This window comes from Acinetobacter lwoffii (assembly GCF_029024105.1).
Taxonomy (GTDB): Bacteria; Pseudomonadota; Gammaproteobacteria; order Pseudomonadales; family Moraxellaceae; genus Acinetobacter; species Acinetobacter lwoffii.
In genome coordinates this window covers 2,210,279-2,225,051 of sequence record NZ_CP118963.1, presented here as the reverse complement: position 1 = coordinate 2,225,051, position 14,773 = coordinate 2,210,279, and the positions used below count along the sequence as shown (strand labels likewise).

Genomic DNA, 14,773 nt, shown 5'->3' with positions numbered 1-14,773 from the left:
GATGGAGTTTCCCCCTCTTTTTTAAAGAGGGGCTAGGGGAGATTCTTCAAAGACATTAATACTAATTAAAAGAAATCTAATGAGCTGCACCTTCCGACTCCCTCAAGCCCCAGAACATCTACTAAAAGCCTTGCATGATGTGATTCCACACTGTGAGCTACATGCACAGCAATTGCCGGATACACCCATTTCCCTGTGGCTGATTCCGCCAATATTCCCAACAGATAAGCTGGATGATGAGGTGATTCGTCGCATTTGGAATGATACACCATACTGGATCTTTTGCTGGGCCTCAGGCTTGGCGATGGCGCAGTGGCTATTGGCAGAGCCGCATCATGTTAAAGACAAAGTAGTTTTGGATTTTGGGGCGGGATCGGGCGTAGTTGCCATTGCGGCGAAAATGGCAGGTGCAAAACGTGTGATCTGCTGTGATATCGATCAAGTTAGTCTAGATGCGTGTCGTGCCAATGCAGAGCTAAATGATGTCGAGCTTGAATATCTGGATGACCTATATAAGGCAGAGAAAGTGGATATTTTATTAGCCGCAGATGTGCTCTATGATCAATGTAACCGTTTCTTCCTGGATGAGTTTTTAAAATTTGCACCTGAGGTGTGGGTTGCAGACAGTCGGGTAAAAAACTTTAGTCATCCTCAATATGAAAAACTGGATGAGCGTAGTGCGACGACCTGGCCGGATTTGGATGAATCGCCCGAATTTCGTAATGTCAGTTTCTATAAAACACGTTAATTTTAAAAAATCAAAAAGGGCACTAGGCCCTTTTTGATTGTCTTACTCTGATTAAGTAACTAAGTATCAGATATTAAGAACAGGTATAACGAATAACCCGCATGGTCGTAGGGCGGGCTTCTAAAGCTTCGCGTGCACCCGGGTTCTCGCTATTATGTAAATCAGGCGTATTGCTCAAGCTGATTTGCGTGCGGCTATTACCCAGTTGGCGGCCATAGTTTTCCTGTTCCGCAGTTGGATTGGAAATTTCATTGGTGCTTAAAATCTGGATGTTGTAAGTTTTGGAATTTCCTAATACGTGTCTGCAAGCGGCTTGCAAGCGATTTTCATCCTGGCTTGGTCGTCCTGAGAGGGTGTAGCTCAAGGTTGCTGTATTGCCTGAACGTTCCAGAATTTCATAGCCACTTTGTCCATTGAATTGATGGGGTGTGGTCTGACATGCACTCAGTACGAAACTGCTCGCAGCCATAGCCAAAATTACTGTTGTTCTTTTCATATTTATAGTTCCTGAAGTCTTGGCTTAAGTATGCCATATTTTGCTTAAACTGCTGCTCTGGTCAATTGTGATCAATTGTTTAAACAGCCAATAAAAAAGGCCGCTTACGCGACCTTTTTTAATTAAATCAGCAATTAAGCAGATTTAACCGCAGCAATAAGTTCTGCTTGACGAGTTTTTAACGCTTCCGGTAAACGCTCACCTAACTTATCGAACAATTCAGTATGGCTTTCAAGCTCTTTGATCCATTGATCTTTGTCTTGAGAAGTTACTAGGTCAAACTGTTCTTTAGTGAAGTCAGAACCAGTCCAGTTCAGCTGTTCGTAAGTAGGAACTAGGCCGATTGGTGTTTCAACAGCATCAGCACGACCTTCACAACGGTCAATGATCCACTCAAGAACACGCATGTTTTGACCGAAACCAGGCCATACGAAGTTGCCTTCAGCATCACGACGGAACCAGTTCACGTTGTAGATACCTGGAAGTTTGTTGCCAGCAGCAGCAGCTTTCGCACCCACTTGCTCACCCATTTCTAACCAGTGCGTGAAGTAATCTGCCATGTTGTAGCCCGCGAATGGAAGCATCGCGAACGGGTCACGACGAACAACACCTTGTTGACCAACAGCAGCAGCAGTTGTTTCAGAGCCCATCGTTGCAGCTTTGTAAACACCGTCAACCCAGTCAAATGCTTCTGAAATTAGAGGCACAGTGTCTGCACGGCGACCACCGAAGATGAACGCAGAAATTGGCACGCCAGCTGGATTTTCCCAGTCAGCGTCAATAGAAGGGCATTGACCAGCTGCAACTGTGAAACGAGCATTTGGATGCGCTGCTTTTTCTTCGCCAGTGTGTGGTTGACCTTTCCAGTTAGTCAAGTTGGCAGGCGCTTCTTTAGTCAGACCTTCCCACCATACTTCACCGTTGTCAGTCACAGCGACGTTTGTATAAATCACGTCTTTGTGCATGGTTGCCATACAGTTCGGGTTGGTCTTGGTGTTGGTACCAGGCGCTACACCGAAGAAGCCAGCTTCAGGGTTGATTGCATATAAGCGACCGTCTTCACCTGGTTTGATCCAAGCAATATCGTCACCTACAGTTTCAATCTTCCAGCCTTCATAGCCTGCTGGTGGAATCAACATAGCGAAGTTTGTTTTACCACATGCAGATGGGAATGCAGCTGCGATGTAGTGTTTTTCGCCTTGTGGATTGGTCACGCCAAGGATCAGCATGTGTTCAGCTAACCAGCCTTGTTGACGACCCATAAATGATGCAATACGTAATGCCAGGCATTTTTTACCCAACAATGCGTTACCGCCATAACCAGAACCATAAGACCAGATCTCACGAGTTTCTGGGTAATGCACGATGTATTTTTCTTTGTTGCAAGGCCATGCAACATCTTTTTCGCCGTTCGCAAGCGGAGCACCTACAGTGTGTACGCAAGGAACGTATTCACCGTCAGTACCAAGAACGTCATAAACAGCTTTACCCATACGAGCCATTTTAGACATGCTTACTGCAACGTAAGGAGAGTCAGTTAACTCGATACCGATATGAGCGATATGAGAACCCAATGGACCCATTGAGAATGGAACCACATAAAGTGTACGACCTGCCATTGAACCGTCAAATAAACCGTTCAATTTTTCGCGCATGACAGCAGGTGCTTCCCAGTTGTTGGTCGCGCCAGCATCGTCTTTGTTTTCAGAACAGATGTAAGTACGATCTTCAACACGTGCTACGTCAGAAGGATCAGAATTTGCAAGATAAGAACCAGGATGAGTTTCTTGATTCAGCGCTTGCATTGTGCCGTTAGCGATCATCAAGTCGATATAACGTTGATATTCTTCTGCGCTACCGTCACACCATTCAATTTTTGCTGGTTTTGTTAATTTAGCAATCTCTTCCACCCAAGCAATAAGCTTAGGGTGACGAACGAATTCTGGTGCGTTCACTTGGGTCATGGTGAGGCCTATCTCAAATGTGTACAAATTAGATGTACAAAGTACAATCCGAGCAATAAAAAATATCGCCCAGATGAAATATGAAAAAAAGTGGCTGTATTAAAGCATAAAATGATAAAAAAAATAAGACCAAAGAAGTGCTAGATTTCTTTTGGAATATAATGCTATTTTATTTATAAATATAAGTAAAACAACAAGATAAAACTAAATATTTGAATTATTGATTCTATTTATTTAAATGATGAATGGTATTTATTTTAAAAATTAATATTAAAATCATTATCTTAATTTTATAAGATCTCTAATATTCATTATTGATTAAATAAATGGTTGCCATTTGAATTTTACATAAAGCCACTGTTAATTGTCTATGAATTGGACAAAATGCCAATAGGCTTCAATGAAATTGCGCGAAAAATGTCTAATCAATCTAAACCCTTATCGCTGATTTTTAATCATAAAGCTGGTTTTCGCATACAGGGGCCAGAAGGCATTTATGAACAGCTGATCGATATATTTTCAGCGCAGGGTTATCAAACTAAAGCTTATGAAATCAATGATTCACAGCAATTTGATAAAATTATGACTGAGGTGCTTGAACAGCATTTGGCATCTAGCGAGTCAGGAATCATCGTTGCGGCAGGCGGAGATGGCACTTTAAATACAGTCGCCAAACATGTGTTGAATACGCAAATTCCTGTCGGTATTTTGCCTTTAGGGACTTTTAACTATGTGGCGAGATTATTGGGGATTCCGCTGGATTTGCTTGAAGCGGCAAAAGTGATTGCGACAGGACAGCCACAACGTATGAATGTTGCTCGTATCAATCAGGAAATTTATCTGAATAATGCCAGTTTAGGTCTATATCCTTTATTTATTAAAAAACGTGAAGACTATAATCGTATTTTTGGTCGCTTACCGCTACATGCCTATACTTCTGCACTGGATGTTTTAATTCGCGACCGTAAAGAATTAAAACTAAAAATCTGGGTGGATCAAAAGAAATATCCGGTAAAAACACCACTGATTTTTTTTGGCAATAATCCCTTGCAACTGGCGGATATGAAAATGCGCATTGCAGAAGCGGCTGAAAAAGGCAAAGTGGCGGGAGTTGTAGTTTCTAAAAGTGATAAGCTTACTTTATTTAAGCTAGTGTATCAGCTGATTCGTGGCAAGATTGACCAGGCATCGGATGTTTATAGTTTTGCAGCCGATCAAGTTCGAATCGAATCCCGAGCCAAGAAACTGATGGTAGCGATTGATGGGGAAATTGTGGAAATGGCCCCGCCACTCAATATTTCTGTATTAAAAGATAGCCTAAACGTAATGGTGCCACATGATCCTGCATCTGTCTGATCTGCATTTTGGAACAGAGAAGCCGGAGTGTTTAGAAGCGATTCGGCATTTCTGTCAGACCCATCCACTTGAAGCCGTCGTCATCAGTGGTGACCTGACTCAGCGCGCACGTTTGGGTCAATTCTTTGCCTGCAAAAAATTTTTAGATCAGCTCAATACGCCTTATATGGTGATCCCGGGGAATCATGATATTCCGCTCTATCATTTGTGGAATCGGCTTTTCAATCCATTTACCCGTTACCAGATTTTTTTTGGTGAATTGGAGCCAATATTTGAAACTGAAAATTTTTATCTGATTGGGGTGAATTCGATCCGACGTCGATATCATACCAAAGGGCATTTATCCCTTGAGCAGATTCAGCGTATTGACCTGACGCTGGCGCAGGCACCTGCGTCCAAATTAAAAATCATTGTCAGCCATCAGCCTTTTTATGTGCCTTTTCAAAATAAGCGCGGTTTCAAAGACAGCCCATTGATGGCCAAAATTGCTTTAGAGGCTTGGGCAGAGCATGGTCTGTTTGCGGTGTTGCATGGGCATCTGCATCAACCGGCGATTTATGATTTGAATCAGATGTTCGGATTGGGGATGGATCATCCTGTATATGATGTACATGCAGGTACTTCTGCGTCAAATCGTCTACATAAAGATGAACCGAACAGCTTTAATCTGATTGATGCCACAGGAAAAATTTCTCAATATTTATTCGATGAAGTGGCACAAGCCTTTATGTTGAAGGCTGATCTGCCGAATAAATAGACGAAAACCTATGATTCGTTAAAAAAAACCAATTTTTTTTCATTTTTGCCCTTGAAGCGTTTTATTCCATCTCCATAAAAGTGACATCAAAAATTTTTGATGATGACCCATGGAATAATTAAGTCGTCATCAGTGACCTAAAAAAGACTTAGTCTGATGGAGTTATTTATGAGCAACATTCGTCCATTACATGACCGCGTTGTTATTCGTCGTGTTGAAGAAGAAACTAAAACAGCTGGGGGCATTTTACTTCCAGGTTCGGCTGCTGAAAAACCTGCTCAAGGTGAAATCATTGCAGTTGGTAATGGTCAAATCACTGACAATGGCGTACGCGCGTTAGACGTAAAAGTTGGCGACAAAGTATTGTTCGGTACTTATGCAGGCACTACTGTAAAAGTAAACGGCGAAGAGCTTTTAATCATGAAAGAATCTGACATTTTAGCGGTATTAGAAGCTTAATCTGCGCTAAAAAAGTTTTATTCATTCCAAATCAGATTTTGTAAAGATACAACAATATTCGGAGTCAAATATGTCAGCTAAAGACGTAAAATTTGGTGATTCAGCTCGTTCAAAAATGATTGCTGGTGTAAACACCCTTGCAGATGCAGTAAAGGTTACTTTGGGTCCTAAGGGCCGTAACGTTGTTATCGACCGTTCTTTTGGTGCACCGCACATCACTAAAGATGGTGTCACTGTTGCCAAAGAAATTACGCTGAAAGACAAGTTCGAGAACATGGGTGCTCAACTGGTTCGTGAAGTTTCTTCAAAAACCAATGACATCGCAGGTGATGGTACAACGACTGCAACTGTATTGGCACAAGCAATTTTGAATGAAGGCATCAAGTCAGTAACAGCGGGTATGAACCCAATGGACTTGAAACGCGGTATCGATATTGCGGTACGTTCTGTAGTTGAAAACATCAAGGCAACTGCAAAACCAGCATCAGACTCTAAAGCGATTGAACAAGTAGGTTCGATCTCTGCTAACTCTGATACGACTGTAGGTCAGCTGATTGCGCAAGCAATGGAAAAAGTGGGCAAAGAAGGCGTGATCACGGTTGAAGAAGGTTCAGGCTTCGAAGATTCGCTTGACGTAGTTGAAGGCATGCAGTTCGACCGCGGTTATATTTCTCCGTACTTCGCGAACAAGCAAGATACTTTAACAGCTGAACTTGAAAATCCATTCATTCTTCTTGTTGATAAGAAAATCAGCAATATTCGTGAATTGATTACAGTACTTGAAGCTGTTGCTAAAACTGGCAAACCGCTTTTAATCATTTCTGAAGATGTTGAAGGCGAAGCGCTTGCGACGCTTGTTGTCAACAACATGCGCGGTATTATCAAAGTATGTGCGGTGAAAGCACCTGGTTTTGGTGATCGTCGTAAAGCTATGCTTCAAGACATCGCGATCTTGACTGGCGGTACTGTGATTTCTGAAGAAATCGGCATGCAGCTGGATCAAACGACGCTTGATCACTTGGGTACAGCACATAAAGTAACTGTATCTAAAGAAAATACTGTAATTGTAGATGGTGCTGGTAATGCTGGCCAAATCGCTGACCGTGTACAGCAAATCCGTGCACAGATCGAAGAATCTACTTCAGAATATGACAAAGAAAAACTTCAAGAGCGTGTAGCGAAACTTGCTGGCGGTGTTGCTGTCATCAAAATCGGTGCTGCAACTGAAGTTGCAATGAAAGAGAAAAAAGACCGTGTAGATGACGCGCTTCATGCGACTCGCGCTGCAGTTGAAGAAGGTGTCGTTGCGGGTGGTGGTGTTGCACTAGTACGTGCTGCATCTGCACTTGAAGGCGTAACAGGCGCGAATGATGACCAAAACGTAGGTATCAACATTCTTCGTCGTGCGATTGAAGCACCGCTTCGTCAAATCGTATCTAACGCAGGTGATGAGCCTTCTGTAGTGATCAACGCTGTGAAGAATGGCGAAGGTAACTTCGGTTATAACGCTGCAACTGGCGAATATGGCGATATGCTGGAAATGGGTATTCTTGACCCTGCTAAAGTAACGCGTTCTGCACTTGAGCACGCCGCTTCTGTTGCTGGCTTGATGCTGACCACTGAATGCATGATCACTGAAATCCCAGAAGACAAACCTGCAATGCCTGATATGGGTGGCATGGGTGGTATGGGCGGCATGATGTAATTCATCATCCGAGCATTTCATAAAAAATCCCCGCAATAGCGGGGATTTTTTTATGCGTTTACAAAATTATGATGCGGACTTTTTAACTAATTTATAATTTAAATTACTGTCGATTTTTTTACCTGATTTCATCTCGCGTGCTTCAACAAAATTTTCACCAACAAAGAATTTACGGTTTTCAGCTTTGTTATCTAATGTGATGATTGAAGGATCTTGAGGGTCAAAACTGAAACTACCTTTAGTTTCCGTCTCATTATTTCCAGCTTTACCTAAATATTCCTCATTTAGCTCATAGGTTTTATCCGGATTGAGATCTAGCTCGACCTTAATCCCTTCACAGTCAGCACAAGGAAAAACACCTTCGTATTCACCTGCCCAATCTAGCGAGGTTTCTGCGCTATCAGCACGGTTCACACTGGTATCCGCGTTATTTTGCTCCATCATGGCTGGGCTGGATTGAGCATTATTATTCATCGGCTCATTATCATTGGGCTTTGAACAGGCGGTTAAAGCTCCTGCAAGAACGACTGCTATCGCACCAGTAAGCGTTAATTTTTTCATTGTTTTGACCCTATTAAATTATTTGTTATGAATTACATTAAAAGTAGTCAGTACAGATAAATAGGGCAATCTTGTTAAAGTTTGATTCATTAGGTGAATCAGGCCAGAGTTATTGATAAGTGAACAGGATTTAAGAATTTTTAGCCAAGTTTAAAGTCACTTTATGCTGTTTCGTTAACCAATTCTGAACGCTATGATTAGAAAATAATGATAATGCGGAGGGGATAATGAAATTAGAACAAGAAAATAATCTGATTGCAAAAATTTATGATGCTGCTGTATTGCCATCTTTGTGGCTGGACGTGATCAAAGATATCGTGAGCTATACTAAAAGTAAGAGTGCAATTTTTACCGGTCTGGATCAGCTTAATCCAGGCTATGATTTTGTTTACACTCATAATATCCCTAATGAAAGTTTGGCCGCTTATCGAGATGAGCGTATCCGAGTGATTGATATGAAACTGCATATGCCATTATGGAATGCGATCGAGATGGGCGATGCATTGAGTCATAACTGTCAGCACTATGCAGAACAGCCGGGTACGGATCACTATGTGTTCTATGAGAAGTGTTTAAAGCCTGGCGGTGTATCTTATCTGGCGGGCGTATTGCTGGATCGGGGAAATTATCGTTGGGCAGTACTGGGTATTCATCGTGCACCTGAAGTACAGCCTTTTGAACAGCCTGAGCTGGATTTTCCAAGACGTATCAGTATTCATTTACGCCGGGCTTTGCAAATTCACCGGCAAATCAACTTGATTCAACAAGATAATTTAAGCTTGTATACGGTATTGGATAGTTTAAAAACTGGGATTGTACTGCTCGATCAAAACCTGTGTTTAAGTTATTCCAATCCTGTTGCGCAAAAGATGCTTGATCAAAGTTCATGTCTGGATCTGGATATACATAACCGTCTAAAAACCAATTATGCTCAGCAGATACGTTTTGATCAGCTATTAGAAAGTGCTTTGCTGGAAGATACGACCATTCAGACTGAAGTGGGTGGAGTCTTGGCGTTGAGTGATGGGGCAGGCTCGCAATTCATGCTGACGGTGGTGCCATTTAAGAAATTAAGAAATATGCAACATTTACAGTCTGCTCAGCATCAGATTGCCTTATTTATGACAGATAAAAACCAGTATTATTCCCTGTCAAGAACTTACCTACAACAGTGTTACCAGCTTTCCAAAAGAGAGTTTGATTTATGTGAGTTATTAATTAATGGTTATAAAATAGAAGATATTGCAGAACAGTGTGGCATTACGCTGAGTTCGGTGCGGACTTATTTTAAAAATATTTATGAAAAAACCCAATGTTGTTCGCAAATCGAACTGATGCATTTATTGATGGGCTGTACCATTCAATTTGAACATATTGATTAAACCGGCTTGAATTTCATATTCAAGCCGGTTTATGTGGGTTATTTAACACGTTGTAAAGTTACAGGATCTTCACCTTGCGGATGTAAGATAAGATTGTTGTTAGATATATTGATGTTTGCAATTGTCTTACCGCCATTTGAACTATCTTGTAATCCACCACACTCATTGGTATCGAATAATACCTCGGTTGTGGTGAGAGTATTTGCTGACAATGTATATTTGCCATATTCAATTCCTGGCCAACCACAGTCATCTCCACCTTCAGTGTCTAGGAAGAAATAATAGTTGTTATCGAAGAAAGCAAATAGGTGCGTTTCATTGAGTCGCCACGTGCCGACGAGACTATTAGACTGCTTAACTCGATTTAAACGGTATTCAGTACTAACGCCGGGTTCAGTAAGAATTAATTGAGTTCCATTAAAGTTTAAAGAATAAGGTTTATTCTCGGCAGGATGTGAAAGTCCCCATTCACCATTGGTGTCATGTAGGATTTCCGGTTCAATCACGGTTGTTGTTGCATTCCATTTTAAGCGGCCCATTTCAATGCCTGCTTGACCACTCTCATCTTTTGCTTCTGCTTCACCTAGTGCATAGCGTCCATCTTCCAGAATGTGAATCAACACAGCAGTGTTATCGGTACGGTTAATCTCCCACGTACCGGCAATATCTTTGTAGAAGGTCGCTTGGAAGTTTTCTGAAGCTTTTTCTGGTGTTATCAACTGATCTGGTGTGATGGCTGTTTTGGTGACAACTTCATTTACGAAGTCGGTGGTACTTTGGTTAAAATTAAGCTTTACAGCAGTGAAGGCTGTTTTAGTGTCATCACTAATCTGAATGCCATCGCTATGATCACCTTTTCCATCTAAGGATTGTAAAAAAACCATAAGGTTGATACGCGCATTTTCACTTTCGACTAAATCTAATGGTGTGATACGCTCCTTTGCTTCAATTTCATCACCGAGTTGTACACCCCCAATAAAGAATTTTACTTTTTCATCATCATTAAATTTAAATTCTCCTTTTTCGTTGGTAACTCCTGTTGCACCACTACTTGTGACATAGCGTACTCCAGAAATCACAGCATCCGTCAGCACCCCTGTCTGGGTTCCAATATTACTTGCAGGAGGTGTACTTGAGTTATCATCCGAACCGCCGCAGGCACTAAGTAACCCCGCTAAAGCAAGGCAAAGTAAAGTTTTTTTCATTAGAATCTTCCTGAAATTTATAATGTGGATACAGTATAAAAAGACCCCCATATTTGCCATATCCCAAAATTAGGAGGTCAAGAGCTTTTTAATGCATGAATTCTTTAAATTGGAAAGAAATTCCTATTTATATGGGGAAGCAATCTGAACTATCCGTAAATTGATGTGTGAGATAAGTTGAAGGCGGTAAAAATAATCAACTATTCATTTAAAAATTCTAATTATACAAATATAGATTAATTGTTTATTTATTGCTCATAGAACACTATCTATATTTGTCTAGGTTGCTAAAATTCGCGCAATTTTGAATAGAATTGGTGCGTGACGTGTTTGAGAAGTTAGCAGAACAAAGCCTGAACCTGATGGGTTGGGAAATTGATAACCATTGGCCCCTAGATTTAGACCAATGTGTCATGATTGCTGCTCCTCATACCAGTAATTGGGATGCATTGTATGCACGTCTGGCCTTAAAAGCATTAGGCGTGAATGTTCGCTTAACCATTAAAGACAGTTACATGAAATTGCCATTTGGGCCTTTTGTGCGTGCTATGGGCGGTATCGGGATTGATCGCCGTCCTAAACAGCCGGGTGAGCCTCGTCCGAGCATGGTTCAGCTGATGACAGACTTATTCAAGACTCATCCTAAACTGGTCATGCTGGTCACGCCAGAAGCAACGCGTGCAAAGCAGGAACAGTGGAAGACAGGTTTTTATCATGTAGCGATTAATGCAGGTGTGCCGATTGCATTGGCCTATATGGACTATGCCAAGAAGAAAACTGGCGTAGGTAAAATCGTTTATCCGACAGGGGATTATGAAAAAGATATGGCGGAAATCATGGCATTTTATGCAGAGATTCAGCCAAAATTCCCTGAATGCTTTAGTGTAGATCAGCGTTATTATCAGAATTAAAACTGAATTGAAAAAGCAGGAAAATTCTCCTGCTTTTTTATTGCCTAATAATCATGAAGATTGACAGACTTAAGATGCATGTTCAGAAGCGGGCAAAATTCCACCCAGATTTTGGCAGGCATCTTTATACAGATCATATTGCTGTTCTACTACTTCATGCAGTGGCAGGTCAAACAGCTCTTCACCCTGATGATATTGCTTGATATAAGATTCGACCTTTGATTTGCTGCTATACAACATCTGCTGATAATAGTCGGTCATACTGTTATGTGGCATTTGGGCGGTATCTACCTTGACACAATGGAAATTTTGCAGTAATTGTTCTGATTTTTTCAAATCGCTGGACATACAACCTGCCAGTAGCAAGGTACTGAGCAATGTCGTGATAAATTTCATGGAAAGTAGACTAAAGGCTTTATGGGAGCGCACTATTGTAGAAGTAAAACCCGGTCACAAAACCTTTTTAATCTACCAAATGGTTAAAAAATAGAACAACAGAATTTGAAAATTCAAGTCCATTCTCTAAACATTTAACCTTTGACCAAGCCACCATCTACAATCAGGTTTTGTCCTGTGACGGCACGTGAATAAGGTGACAAAAACATCAGGATTGCAGCAGCAAATTCTTCTGGTGTAATTACGCGGCGTAAAGGCGTCGATTGAGCAATCAGGTCAAAGACAATGTCAGGTGTGGCCTTACTGGCATCCGTGGTTTGTAACAGGCCACCAGAGAGCATATTCACATTGATGCCATATTGTCCCAAGTCCTGCGCCGTGGTGCGGGTAAAGGCCAATAATGCAGCTTTGGCGGTGGTATAGTCATGATAAGGAACCACCGGATTTTGCACCAGGTTTGTACCAATATTCACGATCCGGCCAAACCCTGCCTGTTTCATATCATCCAGTGCGGCTTGTGTAGTATTTAAGGCAGCCTGTACTGCACCGCTAAATTGCCGTTGCAACATATCCCAAGTCAGCGTTTCTACTTTAGGGCGTGCATCACCATTAAATTCAAATTGAATCAGTGCGTTATTGATTACAGCATGAATCGCTTCCCCGAAATGGGTTTTAGCTGCGGCAAATAAAGCACGTACCTGATCAGCTTGGGTCACATCTGCCTGATAAATAAAGACTTGATCTGGATATTGCTGGGCCAGCTGTTCAGCTTGCTGCTGACTGCGATGATAGTTGACGACCACACGCGCACCCTCCGCCAGTAAAGCCTGAGTAATGGCTAAACCCAAACCACGTGCACCGCCAGTAACAAGAACGATCTGATCACGAATCTCCATAATGATGATCTATATTTACAAAGATTGGCCTTAACATAGCAGTTATTTCACCGGATTCAAGCTTTAGCGGGGAAGACAGACTCGGCTTGATCTTGTGTTTAAATGAATTGGGACGCTAATAGAAAACAGCCTGCACTAAAGAGTAAACTTAAGATCATGCGTTTGAACAATAATTCCGAAATTTTATAAAATAGTTTTGCGCCTAAAATCGCCGGAATACTCACAAAAACAATCAGCAATGCCAGATACGGTAAATGGCTTTGATTGATCAGGCCTTGCCATAGATACGTACCCAGCGTGAAGAGCTGAATTGCAAAATTAAAATGCCGCAAAATATAGCGCTGCTGGGCTTTGGATAATTGTTTTAACATCACCCAGGCCGAAGGAATGGCACCGCAAAAACCGCCCAGTCCTCCTAAAATTCCGCCAATAAAACCGATGCAGCTATCAGTCAATTTTCCTGAATGCTGAATTGTTTTGAATTGCGGATTGAATAGCATCACCGGACACCACAGTACCAGAAAAAATCCCAAGATCATCTTAAAGGTATCTGCTTGAATGATCTGCAACAGATAAGTACCCAGCGGCACGCCAATCAGACCAGCAATCAGATAAGGCAGCACCAACTGCCTGGATAAAACTAGCTGCTTTTTTTCCTGACTGAGTGAAATCACATGACTCCAGATCGAGGCAAATACCAGCAAGGGCGCGGCCAGTTGCGGAGGCAGCACCCAGACCCAGAAAGACATGGCGATCAGGGCAAAGGCAAAGCCGGTCAGCCCCTGGACAAAACCTGCGACCATTGCACCAAGAATAAATAACAGCCAAGTCATAAAGATCAGGTCATAAGCAAAGGCAGCAGTATTCTCAAGATTTAAACAAAAGCCAAGCTTCCATTTAGCTGGATTTATGCAAATGAAAGTTCAAATTCTCATAAAAGCATGAATGCTAATTAAAAAAAAAGAGGTTTACGGCCATGCATAAAACATGCATAAATCTCTACAAGAGTGCAACAATGGCTCCGTTCACTCTCCATGAACTCGCCTGATACTGACAGAGTGCAGTAAGAGGTGATGGACATGATGAAAAAAGTGATATTACTTTCTGTATTGGCTGTGTCATTAACCGGTTGTGTGGTTGATCCTTGGGATGATGATTATCGTGGCAACAGAGATCGTAATGGACATTATGATCGAGACCACAGAAATCATGACTGGAAAAATAAGGACCATAAAGATCATCGGGATTGGAAACGTGACCGAGATAACCGCGACTGGCGCCGTGATCGTTAATCACAGTCTTTAAATTTGACTCACTACAATGACAAAAAGGATTCCACTGAGGAATCCTTTTTTAATGTCTCTTCAAAATAATTTAAATCAAGAAATACTTTTTTGATAAAGCCCCGCACGAACTGTACCGGCTTTGGTATTTTTAATTAAACGCCATGAAGACGGCAATTTAAGCAATTGTAAATCACGATCTGCTTCTACATAAATATAGGCATTGTCCTTGATCAGAGGATCTGCCTTTAGCGCTAGTTCTTCCCATAAATCTAAGCTATATGGCGGATCTAGAAAAACCAGATCAAACTGTGCCTGAAGGGTAGACAAAGCTTGCTGCGCCGTAGCTACCTTTAATTGAGCACGTGCTTTGGTGACTTTTAAAAGTTCCAGATTTTGGGTTAGAAATTGTGCCTGAGTACGATCCGGCTCAATCATCACCACTGATGCAGCACCACGCGATAATGCCTCAAACGCCAATGCCCCAGAGCCGGCACAAATATCCAAAACCTGTGCATTTTGTACATTCCACATCAGCCAGTTAAACAGTGTTTCCCGAACACGGTCAGGCGTCGGGCGCAAACCTTCAATGCTGGCAAAAGGCAATTGGCGGCGTTTCCAGTCACCACCAATAATTCGAAGTTGGTTTTTCAT

At 41.8% G+C, this 14,773-nt stretch carries 16 protein-coding genes; 8 read left to right on the top strand and 8 right to left on the bottom strand.

Going from position 1 to position 14,773, the window contains the following annotated elements:
• The first annotated feature begins 79 nt into the window (after positions 1-79).
• On the top strand, positions 80-748 hold the full coding sequence (locus PYW33_RS10915) for a class I SAM-dependent methyltransferase (protein ID WP_004646310.1): 669 nt from the start codon (positions 80-82) through the stop codon (positions 746-748).
• A gap of 73 nt (positions 749-821) precedes the next feature.
• Here PYW33_RS10915 and PYW33_RS10910 read toward each other — a convergent pair whose 3' ends face one another.
• Entirely contained in the window at positions 822-1,244 is a 423-nt protein-coding gene (locus PYW33_RS10910) for a hypothetical protein (protein WP_004646311.1), read from the bottom strand.
• A gap of 134 nt (positions 1,245-1,378) precedes the next feature.
• Positions 1,379-3,208 (bottom strand): phosphoenolpyruvate carboxykinase (GTP), encoded by a 1,830-nt coding sequence (locus tag PYW33_RS10905; RefSeq protein WP_004279470.1) that lies wholly within the window; start codon positions 3,206-3,208, stop codon positions 1,379-1,381.
• A 417-nt stretch (positions 3,209-3,625) separates the two neighbouring features.
• Here PYW33_RS10905 and PYW33_RS10900 point away from each other — a divergent pair, with 417 nt between their 5' ends.
• The 4 genes from PYW33_RS10900 (at position 3,626) to groL (ending at position 7,485) form a co-directional block, all read left to right on the top strand.
• Positions 3,626-4,564: a diacylglycerol/lipid kinase family protein gene (locus PYW33_RS10900; protein ID WP_034606170.1), complete on the top strand. Its 939-nt coding sequence runs from the start codon at positions 3,626-3,628 to the stop codon at positions 4,562-4,564.
• Entirely contained in the window at positions 4,545-5,321 is a 777-nt protein-coding gene (locus PYW33_RS10895; protein WP_004646314.1) for a metallophosphoesterase family protein, read from the top strand. Before PYW33_RS10900 ends, PYW33_RS10895 begins: the two co-directional genes overlap by 20 nt.
• Positions 5,322-5,489: 168 nt before the next feature.
• Positions 5,490-5,780: a co-chaperone GroES gene (locus PYW33_RS10890; RefSeq protein ID WP_004646315.1), complete on the top strand. Its 291-nt coding sequence runs from the start codon at positions 5,490-5,492 to the stop codon at positions 5,778-5,780.
• Positions 5,781-5,850: 70 nt separating this feature from the next.
• Positions 5,851-7,485: a chaperonin GroEL gene (groL, locus tag PYW33_RS10885; protein ID WP_004279474.1), complete on the top strand. Its 1,635-nt coding sequence runs from the start codon at positions 5,851-5,853 to the stop codon at positions 7,483-7,485.
• A gap of 66 nt (positions 7,486-7,551) precedes the next feature.
• Here groL and PYW33_RS10880 read toward each other — a convergent pair whose 3' ends face one another.
• Positions 7,552-8,046, bottom strand: a complete 495-nt coding sequence (locus tag PYW33_RS10880; protein WP_004646316.1) for a copper resistance protein NlpE — start codon at positions 8,044-8,046, stop codon at positions 7,552-7,554.
• A gap of 227 nt (positions 8,047-8,273) precedes the next feature.
• Here PYW33_RS10880 and PYW33_RS10875 point away from each other — a divergent pair, with 227 nt between their 5' ends.
• Positions 8,274-9,428, top strand: a complete 1,155-nt coding sequence (locus tag PYW33_RS10875) for a LuxR C-terminal-related transcriptional regulator (RefSeq protein ID WP_004646317.1) — start codon at positions 8,274-8,276, stop codon at positions 9,426-9,428.
• A 38-nt stretch (positions 9,429-9,466) separates the two neighbouring features.
• Here PYW33_RS10875 and PYW33_RS10870 read toward each other — a convergent pair whose 3' ends face one another.
• On the bottom strand, positions 9,467-10,633 hold the full coding sequence (locus tag PYW33_RS10870; RefSeq protein WP_004646319.1) for a hypothetical protein: 1,167 nt from the start codon (positions 10,631-10,633) through the stop codon (positions 9,467-9,469).
• Between the two features lie 362 nt (positions 10,634-10,995).
• Here PYW33_RS10870 and PYW33_RS10865 point away from each other — a divergent pair, with 362 nt between their 5' ends.
• Positions 10,996-11,544, top strand: coding sequence for a 1-acyl-sn-glycerol-3-phosphate acyltransferase (locus PYW33_RS10865; RefSeq protein WP_005246937.1), 549 nt, complete (start codon positions 10,996-10,998; stop codon positions 11,542-11,544).
• Between the two features lie 69 nt (positions 11,545-11,613).
• On the opposite strand, the gene PYW33_RS10860 is transcribed toward PYW33_RS10865, so the two are convergent.
• From PYW33_RS10860 to PYW33_RS10850, 3 genes are all read right to left on the bottom strand, one after another.
• A complete protein-coding gene (locus PYW33_RS10860) occupies positions 11,614-11,940 on the bottom strand; it encodes a hypothetical protein (RefSeq protein WP_004646321.1) in 327 nt (108 codons plus the stop codon).
• Positions 11,941-12,074: 134 nt separating this feature from the next.
• Positions 12,075-12,836 carry a 3-oxoacyl-ACP reductase gene (locus tag PYW33_RS10855; protein WP_004646322.1) on the bottom strand — a complete coding sequence of 254 codons (762 nt, stop codon included), beginning with the start codon at positions 12,834-12,836 and terminating at the stop codon, positions 12,075-12,077.
• A 98-nt stretch (positions 12,837-12,934) separates the two neighbouring features.
• The gene (locus PYW33_RS10850) at positions 12,935-13,669 is read right to left on the bottom strand and encodes a sulfite exporter TauE/SafE family protein (protein ID WP_004646323.1); all 735 of its coding nucleotides are present in this window, start codon (positions 13,667-13,669) and stop codon (positions 12,935-12,937) included.
• A gap of 246 nt (positions 13,670-13,915) precedes the next feature.
• On the opposite strand from PYW33_RS10850, the gene PYW33_RS10845 reads away from it, so the two are divergent.
• On the top strand, positions 13,916-14,128 hold the full coding sequence (locus tag PYW33_RS10845; RefSeq protein WP_004646324.1) for a hypothetical protein: 213 nt from the start codon (positions 13,916-13,918) through the stop codon (positions 14,126-14,128).
• Between the two features lie 87 nt (positions 14,129-14,215).
• Here the strand turns inward: PYW33_RS10845 and rsmD are convergent, their stop codons facing one another.
• Positions 14,216-14,773, bottom strand: a complete 558-nt coding sequence (gene rsmD / locus PYW33_RS10840; protein WP_004646325.1) for a 16S rRNA (guanine(966)-N(2))-methyltransferase RsmD — start codon at positions 14,771-14,773, stop codon at positions 14,216-14,218.